Origin of the sequence: Paenibacillus sp. USDA918EY (assembly GCF_009870825.1) — a bacterium.
GTDB classification, from domain to species: Bacteria; Bacillota; Bacilli; order Paenibacillales; family Paenibacillaceae; genus Paenibacillus_AQ; species Paenibacillus_AQ albilobatus.
Window position 1 is genome coordinate 92,530 of sequence record NZ_WTWY01000010.1, and the last position, 14,032, is coordinate 106,561.

Annotated in this window: 12 protein-coding genes; 4 read left to right on the plus strand and 8 right to left on the minus strand. The window is 52.6% G+C overall.

Features of this window, described 5'->3' with window-relative positions; all coding sequences use genetic code 11:
- Window positions 1–6: 6 nt before the first annotated feature.
- Together GQY55_RS19700 and GQY55_RS19705 are read right to left on the minus strand one after the other, a co-directional pair.
- Entirely contained in the window at window positions 7–285 is a 279-nt protein-coding gene (locus tag GQY55_RS19700) for an ArsR/SmtB family transcription factor (protein WP_160043588.1), read from the minus strand.
- A 154-nt stretch (window positions 286–439) separates the two neighbouring features.
- Entirely contained in the window at window positions 440–1,321 is an 882-nt protein-coding gene (locus GQY55_RS19705; RefSeq protein ID WP_160043589.1) for a sigma-70 family RNA polymerase sigma factor, read from the minus strand.
- A 337-nt stretch (window positions 1,322–1,658) separates the two neighbouring features.
- On the opposite strand from GQY55_RS19705, the gene GQY55_RS19710 reads away from it, so the two are divergent.
- Together GQY55_RS19710 and GQY55_RS19715 are read left to right on the plus strand one after the other, a co-directional pair.
- Window positions 1,659–2,201, plus strand: coding sequence for a dihydrofolate reductase family protein (locus tag GQY55_RS19710; RefSeq protein WP_160043590.1), 543 nt, complete (start codon window positions 1,659–1,661; stop codon window positions 2,199–2,201).
- 210 nt (window positions 2,202–2,411) lie between these two features.
- Complete coding sequence (locus tag GQY55_RS19715; RefSeq protein WP_160043591.1) at window positions 2,412–2,837, plus strand: VOC family protein; 426 nt, start codon at window positions 2,412–2,414, stop codon at window positions 2,835–2,837.
- A gap of 560 nt (window positions 2,838–3,397) precedes the next feature.
- Here the strand turns inward: GQY55_RS19715 and GQY55_RS19720 are convergent.
- On the minus strand, window positions 3,398–3,700 hold the full coding sequence (locus GQY55_RS19720) for a CBM35 domain-containing protein (protein ID WP_160043689.1): 303 nt from the start codon (window positions 3,698–3,700) through the stop codon (window positions 3,398–3,400).
- A gap of 38 nt (window positions 3,701–3,738) precedes the next feature.
- Here GQY55_RS19720 and GQY55_RS19725 point away from each other — a divergent pair, with 38 nt between their 5' ends.
- Complete coding sequence (locus tag GQY55_RS19725) at window positions 3,739–3,918, plus strand: hypothetical protein (protein ID WP_160043592.1); 180 nt, start codon at window positions 3,739–3,741, stop codon at window positions 3,916–3,918.
- Window positions 3,919–4,219: 301 nt separating this feature from the next.
- Here GQY55_RS19725 and GQY55_RS19730 read toward each other — a convergent pair whose 3' ends face one another.
- The 4 genes from GQY55_RS19730 to GQY55_RS19745 all read right to left on the minus strand — a co-directional run bounded on the left by GQY55_RS19730 (window position 4,220) and on the right by GQY55_RS19745 (window position 8,107).
- The gene (locus GQY55_RS19730) at window positions 4,220–4,762 is read right to left on the minus strand and encodes a DinB family protein (protein ID WP_160043593.1); all 543 of its coding nucleotides are present in this window, start codon (window positions 4,760–4,762) and stop codon (window positions 4,220–4,222) included.
- A 66-nt stretch (window positions 4,763–4,828) separates the two neighbouring features.
- Window positions 4,829–5,776 carry a helix-turn-helix transcriptional regulator gene (locus GQY55_RS19735; RefSeq protein ID WP_160043594.1) on the minus strand — a complete coding sequence of 316 codons (948 nt, stop codon included), beginning with the start codon at window positions 5,774–5,776 and terminating at the stop codon, window positions 4,829–4,831.
- A gap of 156 nt (window positions 5,777–5,932) precedes the next feature.
- Window positions 5,933–7,126 (minus strand): MFS transporter, encoded by a 1,194-nt coding sequence (locus tag GQY55_RS19740; protein ID WP_160043595.1) that lies wholly within the window; start codon window positions 7,124–7,126, stop codon window positions 5,933–5,935.
- Window positions 7,127–7,225: 99 nt separating this feature from the next.
- Window positions 7,226–8,107: an AraC family transcriptional regulator gene (locus GQY55_RS19745; protein WP_236575732.1), complete on the minus strand. Its 882-nt coding sequence runs from the start codon at window positions 8,105–8,107 to the stop codon at window positions 7,226–7,228.
- Window positions 8,108–8,677: 570 nt separating this feature from the next.
- Between GQY55_RS19745 and GQY55_RS19750 the strand changes: the two genes are divergently transcribed.
- Window positions 8,678–13,114 (plus strand): glycosyl hydrolase, encoded by a 4,437-nt coding sequence (locus tag GQY55_RS19750; protein ID WP_160043596.1) that lies wholly within the window; start codon window positions 8,678–8,680, stop codon window positions 13,112–13,114.
- A 502-nt stretch (window positions 13,115–13,616) separates the two neighbouring features.
- Here GQY55_RS19750 and GQY55_RS19755 read toward each other — a convergent pair.
- The gene (locus GQY55_RS19755; protein ID WP_160043597.1) at window positions 13,617–13,988 is read right to left on the minus strand and encodes a hypothetical protein; all 372 of its coding nucleotides are present in this window, start codon (window positions 13,986–13,988) and stop codon (window positions 13,617–13,619) included.
- Window positions 13,989–14,032 lie beyond the last annotated feature (44 nt).

A 14,032-nucleotide genomic window follows, 5' to 3' on the forward strand; every position in this document is an offset into this window, starting at 1 on the left:
AAAAAATTACGCCAACAAATAAGGCGCAAATTTTTCCGCCACTTCCCGATTGACGTTATAGTGAATATACGATCCGCTTTTGCGGGAATCAATCAGGCCGGAATCCGTCAACTGCTTCAGATGATGCGACAGCGTTGAGCCTGCAACCGATTCAAGCTTCTCACCGATGGCCGTGAAGCATAAATTGCTTTCTTTCGAGAGCAGCAAAGCGATTTTGAGCCGGGTAGGTTCCCCCAAAGCTTTATATACCTTAACGGCTTGCATATCCACTTGATGATCTTCCATGATGATCACCTCCTCCTTCTATTCCGCAGTTCTATAACTATCGAAATCAAGTTTAACATCATGCCGTTCGAAAGTAAAGGGCGTCCAGCTTGTTGATCCAAAAATGCTTGCCATTTCATTGAAAAAGCAGCCGGCTATTGGCCGGCTGCGCATCTTATAAATCATTCAACACAGCCAGGTCGAGCCGGCGAAGGCGTGACCGATCAGCAATCATTTCGATTCCGGTGATCTTGCCTCCTGCAACGGTGAATTCGAGTACGAAGAGTATTTGACCGCGAGGAGCCACAACGGCGCCAACGGATCCGTTTACGAGCACCAGCCGCGCGCCCTGAGCCCGCCCTGCGAATTGATTGGCCACAGTTTGAGATCCGCGAACAACAGGCGTATTGGCGGCAGGCACAAATGCAGTGTCGTTCCGGAGTAAAACATTCGGGTCTAATACCGTGAGAAGTTTTTCAAAGTCTCCGTTACGTGACGCAACAAGAAACGCATCGACTAGCTCCCGTTTTTGCCTGTGCTCCGCTGTTTCCGATGATGAATCGGCCCCCTGAACCCGGCGGCGTGCGCGGCTTGCAAGCTGTCTTGCCGCGGCCTCGTTACGCCCAATAATCGGAGCGATCTCAGAGAAAGACAAGGCGAATACATCGTGCAGCACGAATGCAATGCGTTCGGCAGGATTTAATCTTTGGAGTACGACAAGCATCGCAAGGCCGACAGAATCGGCCATCAGCGCTTCGTGCTCGGGATCGCTACCGTCCCGGCGGCTAGTTACCGGTTCAGGAATATTAACCGTCGCAAGCTCCTCCCGCCGCGATTTGCGAGCCCGAAGCATATCAAAACAAACCCTCGAAACGATGGTGGTCAGCCATCCCCCCATATTCTCGATGCTGCTAGAGTCAGAGCGGCTAAGTCGTATCCATGACTCCTGCAAAGCATCCTCTGCTTCGCTTAGAGATCCGAGCATCCGGTATGCCACCGCCTGCAGGTGATTCCGATGCGCCTCGAATTGTTCCACCAGCCAATTGTGATCGTTCAAAGTCCACATTCCTTCCTTCGTTTCGTCTTTATTACTATGTCGAATCAAACCCAGCAGATGTGACGGAGTTGTAGGAAAACTGCAATTCCATGACTCATGTTTTTTCGGCTCTTCGGAAAATGTGGTTGAAAACTGTTTAATAACATGGTGTTGCATGATCGGATTATATGGTTGAAATGTCCTATATTATTGTTCAACTCATTCTAACTATGACGTTAGTTGTCGTAGTTTCGTCGTATGATGGAGTTGATGGAAATGAATAATACGCTTGAATGGAGTTTAACTGTTTCTACATCTGACATTAAGAAATTAACGATAATAGAAAGCGGGGAAATTGATGAAAAACGAAGTCATTCTTTATATTGCCGCAAGCCTTGATGGGTATATCGCAAGTGAAGATAACAAGCTTGATTTTCTTTATGAAACACCTGATCCACAGCCCGATTATGGCTTTGATCGGCTGTATTCGTCGATAAACACGATCATTATGGGGAGAGCAACCTACGAATATATCAAAAAGCATTCACAAGGCCAATGGAAGTATGCTGCGAAAAAGTGCTACGTATATACGCGCGACCCGAATCGTTTCTCCAATAATGAAGTGTCATTCGTCAATACCCCTGTTGATGAACTTGTAAAACAAATATGGGCAGATCGGCCAGGGAATATATGGCTGATGGGTGGCGGAGTGATCATTCGTGAGTTTCTAAATAAGAATCTGATTGACTTGTACGATATCTACTATTTGCCTACGCTATTAGGGAATGGGGTTCAGCTCTTTCCCCAAGGATTTTCTAAAGTAAATTTACTTTTAGAAAGTTGCAGCAAAGTCGGTGATAGTGATGTTCTAAGGGTAGTTTATCGCAAAAAAAATGATTGAAAGTTGTTCAATGGTGAGCGTAGTGACCTTTTCATAACGACATTTCCACCTTGAATCCCCGTTTTTTCTCATCAAAAAAATGTTCGCCATTTCCGTCACGTTTCCTTCGTGCCTTACGACATGGTTAGTGACAAGGAATACCGGTCCATGCGAAAGAAGATTCTCTGCCGGTTGTCCGTCGCAAACATGTATACCAAGGAGATGATTGTTGTGAGTACGAGTTTGATCCCTTTTCTTGAAATGAATGGAAATGCAAATGAGGCCATCGATTTATATGTGAAGGCGCTGGATGCCAAGGTCACCTATATGCTCCGGTACGGAGATTTGCCGGAAAATCCGGAGGCTCCTCTGCCGCCTGAAAAGAAGGATTGGGTGAATTACGCCGTCTTGAAAATCGGTGATTCCGAACTGCAGATTTCCGACCATGTTACCGGAAGCACCTACGAGAAAGGGACGCAAATCACCATCGTTGTTCAAACCAATGACAAAGAAAAAGCGACCCGATATTTCGAAGCATTAAAGCAAGGCGGTCAAGTGAACCAGCCGCTGCAAGCCAGTTTCTTCAGCCCCGCTTACGGCAACGTTACGGATAAATTCGGCATCACGTTCCGGATCCTTACTAAAGGACGTCAGTGACTGCTTCAATATGTCGGCATTCCGTTAGCGGAGGATGATAGTTGAAAATTTTAAGAAGGAGAACGCATATATTCTGTGGCTCTCCTTCTTAAATTGGTGACTCTATTATGTTAACGTAAAGGCGTCTCACCTCAACCGGGCCGGAATCGCCGCTCCTGACCCGCTTCGTTCACAGGGAGCATGAGTCGCTGAGGTATACCCTTTGGAACCGTTAATGAAATAGGGACGTGAATAATCGTAAAGGCAGTAAGGAACAACGCCGAGCTCGATAGACTGTATCCGAAGCTGTGAGCGATCGGTGGAATCCATGCGGTGACGGAATAGAATATTTATTGTCGTTTTCGCCGCGGTGGTGCGCCCATCGTCGGGTTCCTCATGCCAAGGCGCGATGTCCAATCGCTAAAACCGGTCAATCAACGAATCAGCTTCGGTCTGTTTCTTCAGACACGTCATAGTTATTCAAAAAAGGCAGTCGGTCATCCAAGACCGTCTGCCTTATATCTGTTCCATACCTGCCGGAATCGATTCGGCCGGCACCGACGTATTTTATCGCTCCCCGTTCAGTTGGGACCTGCACTAACGGAGATGCTGTCGATATCCGGTGCGTAGCCCGTCGGCTGGGAAACCAGCAACGTATTGGACCCGGCCTGCAGACGCACCGTCGTCTTCAGCGTGGCGACCGACGTCCAACCGCCGGAGCTCGGGAAGCTGAACGAAGCGCCCGCGCCGCCGTTCACGCTGAGCACAGCGGAGCGGCTTGCCTCGCCGTTCAAATAATGGATCGTCAGCGTATAGTCGCCTGCAGACGGTACCGTAATTCCGTTAAACCGCAGGGTGCCGCTGCCGTTGCCCAGGTAGCGTATACAAGACGGATGCCTTTACCGGCGCGCCGACCCCGACGATGGAAAAAATCGGCGACGCCCTCGATGAGCTGCTCCACGACGCGATGCTCAAGATCGTCTACGGCCAGGAGCCGCTGTCCTACTTCGATCGCGTTGTCGCCAGATGGCACGAGCTGGGCGGCGACGCGATGACCGACGAGGTGAACGCCTGGTATGCATCGCTGAGCAAGACGCGCTGAGCTCGAAGTTCTTCCCGGTGCGCCCGGATTCATACCGCGGTAACGCAGGCCAGGCATTCCCCGGTGCAGCCGTACTACGCCTCAACGGGATGGATGATGACCGTACGTTTTCCAGCGCCTTATCTGATGGATGATTCTAAGCAATGTCAAGTCCATCGCCGAGAACGGCGGCTCTCTCGATTTTGATTTTTGAGCACGCTTCAGCACCAAAAGACGATCACCTTTTTAAGCATGACCGTCGGTCGCTAGGGCAAATTAAGGCCCCGGATAGCTGGATGCAGCGGCAACGCTAGCTAACGGGTTAAACCAAACTCAACTCGTTTTTCAAACGATCCAGCTGCAAAAAATGATGCCGATAATGCATCTCGACCAGCAAAAACCATTCCTTGGCGTTTAACGGCCCAAAACGCGGATGGGGGAGCTTCATTTGTTCAGGCGCCTGGCTCACAGCGGGCTCCGTACGTTTCATCCGTTCCACTACACCGCGTAGCCCTTCGATAAGCTGCTCCTTGCTCTCCGGCTGCTGCGGGGTATATTGCGGCGAAGCCGGGACGCGGACGCGAACGGGCGGAAAACTTCCCGACTCGTATACCGTTCTGCCGATCTCGGTTTTGTCCTCCGTGGTGGTAACCGCCGCTCCGCTTCCGGCAAGGCAGTGGTCGGCATTCTGCAGCTGCATGAACTGCGCCGTTTGAATCAAATGCATAAACATTTGCCCGATGGACCATTCTTCCTCGTTCGTTTTGGCCAGCAACGACTCCATATCGATGCGCTCCAGTTCGATCAAATACCGGTCTACCGTCGCTTCAAAATCTTGCAGTGCTTCCGCTGTACTTTTCAACATGGGAACAACTCCCCTTCAGTGATGGATTTACTCCCACTATAAAAAAACGCTACTGACAACAGTGTGTCAGTAGCGTTTTAAGATGTTTTCAGCTTCTTCCAGTATTCGGCGTCGGAAGGACTCCGGCTCCAGCACCTCCACATCCCCGCCCCAACCGAGGACCACGGGCATCAGCTCCTCCGGCCGTCGCACGCGAAAGACGACCCGCAAACCGTCCTCCCGCTCTTCCGTTTCTTCCAAATAATAATGAGCGGTTTCGGCGATTCTGTCGGCCAGTTCCGGATTGGCCCGAACCACCACCCGAACGTTGCGGTCATCGGGCGGGCGGTAACGGTTCAAATCGAACCCGGGCGGCATGGAAAAGCGCTCCTCCAGCACGGCAAGCTCCGTCATCCGCGACAATCGGAAATGGCGGAGATCCTGCCGCAGGTCGCAGCGCGCGAGCAACATCCAATTGCCCTGAACGAGCGTTAGTCCATAGGGGGCCGCTTCCCTTATATTCTTCCGATTGCCGTCCGATTCCGGCATTTTTTTCAGATAAGTAAACCGAATTTTACGGCGCTCCAGAATCGCACGCCGGACTTGCCCAAGATACTCCTTTTCCTTCCGGCGGGTTTCCGATTCGCCTGCTTGGAGAAGCCGCATCGTTTCCCGTACGCGCGTCGACTCGCTGAGCACCGGTTCCGGCAAAATCGCTTCGATTTTTCGTTTCGCCGCCTTCGCTGCGGGACTGTATTCCTCATCCAGCCTTTGCTCGATAAAATCCGCCCCCATCAGCAGAGCCACGGCCTCTTCGGCCGTAAAGCTGACCGGCGGGAGAAAATACCCCTCCATCAGGGAATATCCCTGTCCGGGAGCTCCGACAATCGGAACTCCCGCTTCGCTCAAAGCTTGAATGTCACGGTAGATGGTCCGGACGCTTGTCTCGAATTGGGCCGCCAAATCTTCCGCCCGAACCAGCTTGCTCCGCTGCAGCTCAAGCGTAATGGCCAGCTGCCGTTCCGTTTTGTTCATATTTTCACCCCGCTGGACGGATCAACCGCAAGATATATGGATAAATGATTCATGGTAGGTAAATCTTTTGGCATCCATGTTCCTCTATAATCTTTACTTGCCATGAGATTTTAACATATTACATTTTGGGTTGAAAGCGGGGATCGGAAAGAGTGTTTATCGGCCAATTTCTCCAGGGCTTGGTCTCTTGCGGGAGCGGGCCAGCATCACGGTGCCCAAAAGGGCCGTCATAACGGCAATCATGACCATCGGACTGTATCGATTCATTTGATATAGAGTCGTGCTTAGAATAGGTGCGATGATGGCGGAAATCCCCTGCATGGCCGCAACCAAACCGGCAACGCCTCCTTGCTGCTCGTTACTCCCGGACAAAGAAGCGCCTGCCATAAACCCGGTCATCATCAATCCCGATCCGAGTCCGAAAACAAAAAACGCCAAATAGTAAAAGGGAAGGTAAGTCGTAAGCAGGAATATGAACATACTTGCTACAAGAATCAAGGAACCAAGCAGGATCATCGGCCGCGGCTCCCATTTCAGCCATTTGGATTGAACGACTTGGGAAATGAGCATAGCCACGCCGGTAAACATTAATCCGAAAGAAACCGTCCCCGCCAATTGATCGGAGGGCAAACCCAGTTGGTCCTGCAGGTAAAACCCGCCGACGACCTGAATCGTGACGAGCCCGATCATAGTCACTAACGCAGCAAATAGATAAAACCGCAAACCGGGTTGAAACAGACTGACTTTGGCGGCCTCCTTCTGTGACGCCGGTTTCGTTGCAGGCATCAGCAGCAGCGTGACGGCCAAGGCGATAACTGCCATCGCAATGCCAAAATATAAAGGCCACAGCAAACCGATGAATGTGAATACGCCGGCAACGGCCGGCCCCAAAACAAGTCCAAGCCCATTGGCGGCGCTAATGATGGCCATGCCGCGTCCTCTTTCTTTCCCTTCTGTCACATCCCCCATATAAGCCTGCGAGGAGGACAGGATGGCCGGAATGAACAGACTGACCAAGCTTCGCGCTGCAATCATCAGGAACAGCAGGAGTCCTCCGCTAAGCCAATGGTGAAGTCCGCCATAGAAGGTGATTGTCAACAACAACATGCTGATCGCCATGCCGATAAACCCGATTAGTATAACCGGTTTCCGCCCCTTTGCATCGCTGATATTTCCCCATACCGGAGCCATGATCGCCATCATAATCGATCCGGTTGAAATCAGGATGCCGGAGTGGATCTCCCGGAGCCCCAATTCCCGAATGAGCGACGGCGTAATCGGAGCCAGGAGCATAAGCCCCAGCATCGCTACGAAAACACTAAAAAAGACACTACCCCTAACTTTGTTCATGCGTTACACTCCTTTTTTAAAATCATCATTTGATGTGGAGTATAAGCGAATGGGGCGGTGTCTTCTCCCTCGATACGGATAACATTGCGGTCAAACGGATTAAAATCTTCTTTTCACCTCGGACGGCTTCATGCCGTATTTTCGAAAAAACTGCTCGGAAAACGCGCTAACATTGCTATACCCTACAGTCATCGCGGCTTGTGTCACATTAGCGGATTGGTTTTTCAGAAGGCTCATCGCATGGTCGAGGCGGATTTGTCTTACATATTCGAAAACGGTCAGGCCAAAACAAGCTTTGAATCCCATCTTCAGTTTAAAATCGTTCAACCCGGTCATTTTTGCCAATGCCAGCAGGGAAGGAGGGTCTGCCATATTGGATTCAAGCACTTGCTTCGCCTTATGCAATTTTTGGATATCCCCTTTAGACAAGCCTTGGGGTCTGGGCGTCAGAAAAAATAATTGATTCATATGCAGGTTTAAAAGCTCCAATGCGGACGCTTCCATCATTAACAGGGATCTGTCGGCATTGTTGAAATCCGCGATTAATTGCTTAATCAATACCATGCTTCTGGCGTCAGGTTCAAAATCATAGGAGCGGAAGGCCTGCCCTTTCAGGAGCCGGTTAAACTCGAAGTTCACATTCGGCGAAGCGGTCAATTGATTTGCCGCAAAATCGAATAATGGAACCGGAATAGCCAGTGAAAGCGAAACATACTGATCTTGCGCCGAAGGATAAAACTGAGCTTGGAAGTCCTGAATCAAAGCAAGCGCCCCCCGCCCAACCGGAGTTTCATGTTCCCGTCCCGACACAACCACCTGGCGTTGGCCGGAAAGCGTAAACTGAAGGTCAACCATACGTCCTCCGGAAGTAAAACAAAAAGGATACGGTTCATGATAACGAATATCGTGGTACACGATTTCGATCCCGCTGTAAGTCGTGACCTTATAAGCTTTCCCGGTACCGACTTCGGATCGAAGCATATAAGAAATGCCGTTCTTTTGGCTAAATAACGTTTCACCGAAATATCGCTGAGAAATGGAATTTAATGATTCCACAACAATCACCTCTATACGACGGTTTTACCGAACTTTCGAATGCGTATCGAGGACGGATCACTCGTACCACGCAATCATACGGGAATGAACCGGGAATCTCAATGATGAATGGGGCGGCTTCGCCGCACCGAAACATGCAGCCGAACCAACCGAATGATCAGTCCGAGCGACCGTATATATTGCCATACGATGAGTATGAATATGAATCCATTTATAAGCAAGTATTTTTGCAAAATGCTTAGAAAAGATCCCGCTATGTCAGTTGCCCATTCAGGATGTTGATTAATCCCGGAAGCAAATAACAAACATGTTTTTGTTATTATTTTATTAGTTTAATAAAATAACTTTATGTTGCCAATAATTCCCCCTCATGGTAGTATAATGTCTCGAAAAGGGATAAATAAAGCGGTTTCAAATGAAGTTTTCGACATTTTTGTTAGTTTATCAATTCGCTTTGTTAGCCCTTTATCTTTTCACGGCAAAGGGGAGTTTTCTATGAATGCATCAACAAAATGGTTGAGCACCGCCTTGTCGGCGGTATTGTTCGCTTCGCTGCTGTCTTCTCCCGTTAACGGAACCGCAGCCTCTCAAACGACCGGCGGCAGCAAAGCAGCCGACGACATTGCAGGACATTGGGCTCAGGCAAGCATTCAAAAATGGAAGGGCAACGCTTTAATACAGGGTTACCCGGACGGAACCTTTCATCCCAACGGGGAAATCACGCGGGCCGAATTCGTGTCGCTGCTGAACCAACTGTTCGGCTTTGCGGCGCAGTCGAAAGAAGCCTTTGCGGATGTGCCTGCCGACGCTTGGTTTGCAAACGCTTTCTCTTCCGCCAGAGAAGCCGGATACTATAAGGGATACCCGGGCAACGAGGCCAAACCAAACCGTCCGCTCACCCGCCAGGACGCAGCGGTGCTGCTGGCCCGGGCATTTGAATTGGGCGCAAGCGAAGCCGCCTCCCCCCTTCCCTATTCGGACCGGGAAAAGATCGGGGCGTATGCGCGCGAAGCGGTCCGGACGCTCTCCGGCATTTTCCAGGGCTATCCGAACGGAACCTTTCGCCCCGAGGGACATATCTCGCGCGCGGAGGTTTTCACCTTGATCGATAAACTGGTCAGCACCTATTACCCGGCCGCGGGTACTTTTAGCGCCGGGAAGATCTCCGGCAACGCCGTGGTGAACCACGGGGATGTCGTCCTGAAGGACGCCGTCATCCAAGGCAACCTCTATCTGGCGCCGGGGATCGGCGATGGCAGGATTACCCTCGACCATGTCACCGTGCAGGGAACCCTCTTTATCGAAGGCGGCGGGCAGATCGTCATTTTGAAGGACTCCGTGCTCCGGACCGTCCTCATCAACCGCCGCGACGGTCAGGTTCAAGTGCAGCTGTCCGGCACGACCCGTATCGGGCAGCTGACGGCAAACAGCGCGTCGCGGCTGGACGCAGGTGACGCCTCAACGATCGACAGCGCCGAATTCAACCGCGCCGTGCAGCTGAACCTCGGCGCGGGCGCCTCCGTCACCTCCCTGACCGTAACCCCGTCGGCCGCCGGCACCGCGATCACGGGTACGGGAAGCATCAAGCAGGCGGTGATCCAAGGCACCGGCGTAACATTAAACGGCACCGCCCTGCAGCCGGGAACCGTCACCATCTCCGCAGGAACGATCGGCACAGGTTCGGTGTCGTCCGGTACCTCGGGGGCAGGCGGCAGCTCTTCCGGCAGCCCAGGCGGTTCTTCTTCCGGCGGCAGCGGAAGCGGAAATGGCGGGGGCAATGAGGGCGGTCCGGTGGAGACTGTCCCGACCGTCAATCTGGTGGACGCGGCGGCAACCGACCGAACCAGGTCGCTGTTCGTCTATTTGAACCAGCTCCGCGGCAAAAACATCCTGTTCGGCCAGCAGCACGCCACGACCGAAGGCTTGTCCATCACGGCGAAGGACGGGACGCAGTCGGATACCTTCAACAGCGTAGGCGCCTACCCGGGGCTATTCGGCTGGGATACGCTGAGCCTGGAAGGCAAAGAAAAGCCGGGCGTCGCCGGCAACGCCGAGCAGAGCCGGGACAATCTTGTCGCCGTGATGAAAAAAGCCTACGCGGACGGCGGCGTGCTGACGCTCAGCTCGCATATGCCGAACTTCGTCACGGGCGGGGATTTTTACGACACCAAAGGCAACGTGGTTTCCCACATCCTGCCGGGCGGGGACAAAAACGCGGCGTATAACGCTTTTCTCGACCGAATCGCCGATTTCGCCCTACACCTCAAGACGGACGACGGCAAGCCGATTCCCGTCATCTTCCGGCCGTTCCATGAGCAGAGCGGCAGCTGGTTCTGGTGGGGAGCCGCTTTTACGACGGCCGACGAATACAAGGAGATTTACCGCTATACGGTCGAATATCTCCGCGACAAAAAAGGCGTTCACAACTTCCTTTACGCCTACTCGCCCGGCGGCGGTTTTGGCGACTCCGCCGACACCTATCTGAAAACCTATCCGGGCGACGACTACGTCGACGTTCTCGGTTTCGACAGCTATTACAACGGCGAAGGCGACTCCTGGTTCAACGGCGTGAAGACCGAAGCCAAAACCGTGTCCCAAATCGCCGACAGCCGCGGCAAGGTCGCTGCTTTCACCGAATTCGGCTATCAGAAAATGAAAATCAAGGGCAACACCACCCCCGACTTCTACACGAAGCTGGCGGGCACGCTCCAATCCGACCCGGTCGCGAAAAAGATGGCGTACATGCAAACCTGGGCCAATTTTGGACCGGATTCCGTTTACGTCCCTTATCCGACCGGCGATCCGAACCAGGAGCATGAAATGCTGCCGGACTTCAAGAAGTTCTATCAGGACGCGTACACGCTGTTCAGCGACGGCGTGACCGGTGCTTACGATAAAAAGGTCAACACGGCGTCCGGGCGGGGTTTCATGCATGTCGCCTCTCCGACCCACCAAAGCACGATCAAAGACGCCTCGACCGTGCTCCGCGCCCGCGTCCTGAATGAAACGCCGGACCGCGTCGTGTACAGCATCCAAGGCTCTGATGCCGAATACCCGATGGCGCTGAACCCGGACAGCGGCTACTACGAAGCGGAGTGGACGCCGGCGGCAAGCCTGAACGGCAAAACCGTGGACTTTACCGTCAAAATCTACGGCAAAAACGGCGCCGTCCTGCATCAGCAAACGAACACCGTGTTCGTGAAAATCAGCGAGGTGCTCGCCGGGGCCTACACCTTCGATGCTGCCGCGGACGTCGAAGGCATCCAATACAACGGCGAATATACCGATTCGCTGAAGGAAACGCATGACGGAAGCGTGGCGCACAGCGATTTTAACGGCGGATCCTTGAAGATCAGCGCGCCGCATCTGAACGGAACCGACTCATGGCAGGAGCTGAAGCTGGAGCTGAAAAATGCCAAAACCAAGGCCGGGGCCAGCTCGCTTGCGGATATCAAACGGGTCAAAATGGACGTGTGGGTGCCCGTATCCGCCGGGGAGACCAGCGCTAACGCCAGCCTGCGTGCCGTCGGCCAGCTCCCGCCGGATTGGAGCAATAAATACGGCATGGATACGACGTATGTCCCGCTCGCTTCCCTGCCGAAGGAGACGATCGACGGCGTGGAATACGTCAAATTCAGCCCGACGATCGATTTTACGAATACGGACGCCCTGGCGGCAGCCGACGACATCGCCTTGTCCATCGTGGGCAGCGGGCTGAATTCGGGCGGCGAAGCGCTTCCGGTCTATGTCGATAACATCCGCCTTTACAACGCTTATAACGAGACGTCGGGAGACCCCGCAATGGTCGACGACTTCGAGGGATATTTGGGCAGCAGCGACGCCCTTGCCGGCAAGTTCGTCCACGCCGGCGGCGACCCGGCGAGCGCTGCGCTGGACGGCGTGCATAAGCATGGCGGCAGCTACGGGCTGAAATACACGTACACGCTGGCGGGCAGCGGCTACGCCGGGATCACCAAGGCGATGAACGGCGCCGATTGGTCCGGCTACAACGCCTTGCAATTCTGGTACCAGCCGGACGGCCAGGGGCAGAAGCTGGTGATGCAAATCAACGTGGGCGGCAAAACGTACGAATATTACCCCGACACGAAAACAACCGAACCTGCCCTGATCACCGCGCCGTTCCATGAATTCAAGCCCGCCAACGGCGCAACCGGCACGCTAACGAAGACGAACCTGAAGAACGTCCAGGCCTTTTCGATCTACACCAACGCCGTGCCGGACGGCCATCGGCTGACGTCGTCCATGTATTTTGACGACATCCATGCGCTGCTTGATCCGAATGCCGGCACCGTGCCCAGCGGCAGCGAAAGCGGCGGCATCGCGCCCGGCGTGCTGTTCGATTTTAACGACAGCATTGCCGGCTGGACGCTAAACGACAATACGCTGGGCGCGGACAACCTCGCGAACCCCGAAGACGGCGGCAGCAAGGTTCTCAGCGCAGATTTCCCGGCCACGGCTGCCGGCGACCAGCATTTCGAGCTCGCCTACATGAGCGACCAGGACCTCAGCCAAGGCGGCACGTTAAAGGTTCGAGCCAGAGTCGCCGGCGGCGCCGCCAAAGCCAAGCTGTTCATCAAAACGGGCGCGAACTGGGCTTGGGCTTCAACCGATGAAGTGGAGCTGACCGGCGAATATCAGTGGATCACGCTCAGCCTGAACGGCAAGGACATCCAAGGCGAAGCCATCGACAAGACGCTGATCAAAGCGATCGGCCTGCAGATTTCCTCGCCGAACGGGCAAGGAAAAATGACGGTGTACGTGGATGACGTGACCCTGGACGAAAAAGAGCTGGATGCCGGGGCGAGTGACACCCTCCGTCTTGAAGAAAAAACAACCGGAGATAGGGCAACCGATGAACCGGATGATGCCGCTGATCAAGAAAAAACATTAGGCGAAGGAAGCGGCCAATAGAATATGCTTCTGGTATAGACGGGGAATTTGTTTTAAACTCATAATGACAAAAAAAAAGGATGCTTGCCGGAAGCAAGCATCCTCATGCTGTCGAAAGAGTTATGGCAGCCTCTTTAATATCATGTGATAGGAGATGGGATCTATTGAACCTTCGACGAAAGGAATTATTCAAAATGTACAAGGTTCGCAAAAGATATCTTTTGGATTTTGTCGCATTACCATTCATTATTGCTTTTGCAACGTTCACATCAAATCCTCAATCGCCTCTTACAAAGTATATACTCACCTATCTAACCCTACTCTTTTTATCCTTATTAATCTTTGCGTTAATTCATCGAAATACTAAAAAGTGACTATTACTCCATGCAACGATCCCTTCAATCCTCGATCGCCTGATACATCATCGTGCAAGACGGTAGAAGCAATGACCACCGATCATTTGTCGAGTTCTCCTTTATGCCTCATATTGTAATGGGCCGATGCGCAAATAGACACGCCTTCCCTACTGAAACTGCGGCTTCAGCATTTCATCAAAGTAGGTGCGGCGGGCTTCTTCGCTGTCAAACTGAAGCATCACTTCGGCCGCATCGCTATAAGCCCGGCAGCGTTTTGAACTCTGTCCGGCAAAATACAGCAGGCCAATATAAATGATCATTACATACAGGCTCCATGACGTAAAAGAAAGCTGGTGGACAAGCGCCAACCTTGATGTCCAAAAAACAGCCCCCAAAAAGACGACGAGCCCTATTTTGATGAGAGATTCATTAAAAAGCAGCCAATTTTCGCTTCGGAGCTGCCTGGTGATAATTTCGTTTTTGGTCATGTACAAGTAGCTTTCACATGCTTTGAGGTAATGCTTGTTATATACTTTCATCGTTCTCCCCCACCAATCCCCTTACTCGATCGATATGCCAAAAA

Bases quoted from the DNA above. Each gene is read 5' to 3' on its own strand.
- GQY55_RS19700 (WP_160043588.1), bottom strand. From the start codon at position 285: ATGGAAGATCATCAAGTGGATATGCAAGCCGTTAAGGTATATAAAGCT.
- GQY55_RS19710 (WP_160043590.1), top strand. From the start codon at position 1,659: ATGAAAAACGAAGTCATTCTTTATATTGCCGCAAGCCTTGATGGGTAT.
- GQY55_RS19725 (WP_160043592.1), top strand. From the start codon at position 3,739: ATGGAAAAAATCGGCGACGCCCTCGATGAGCTGCTCCACGACGCGATG.
- GQY55_RS19730 (WP_160043593.1), bottom strand. From the start codon at position 4,762: ATGTTGAAAAGTACAGCGGAAGCACTGCAAGATTTTGAAGCGACGGTA.
- GQY55_RS19735 (WP_160043594.1), bottom strand. From the start codon at position 5,776: ATGAACAAAACGGAACGGCAGCTGGCCATTACGCTTGAGCTGCAGCGG.
- GQY55_RS19740 (WP_160043595.1), bottom strand. From the start codon at position 7,126: ATGAACAAAGTTAGGGGTAGTGTCTTTTTTAGTGTTTTCGTAGCGATG.
- GQY55_RS19745 (WP_236575732.1), bottom strand. From the start codon at position 8,107: ATGCTTCGATCCGAAGTCGGTACCGGGAAAGCTTATAAGGTCACGACT.
- GQY55_RS19750 (WP_160043596.1), top strand. From the start codon at position 8,678: ATGAATGCATCAACAAAATGGTTGAGCACCGCCTTGTCGGCGGTATTG.
- GQY55_RS19755 (WP_160043597.1), bottom strand. From the start codon at position 13,988: ATGAAAGTATATAACAAGCATTACCTCAAAGCATGTGAAAGCTACTTG.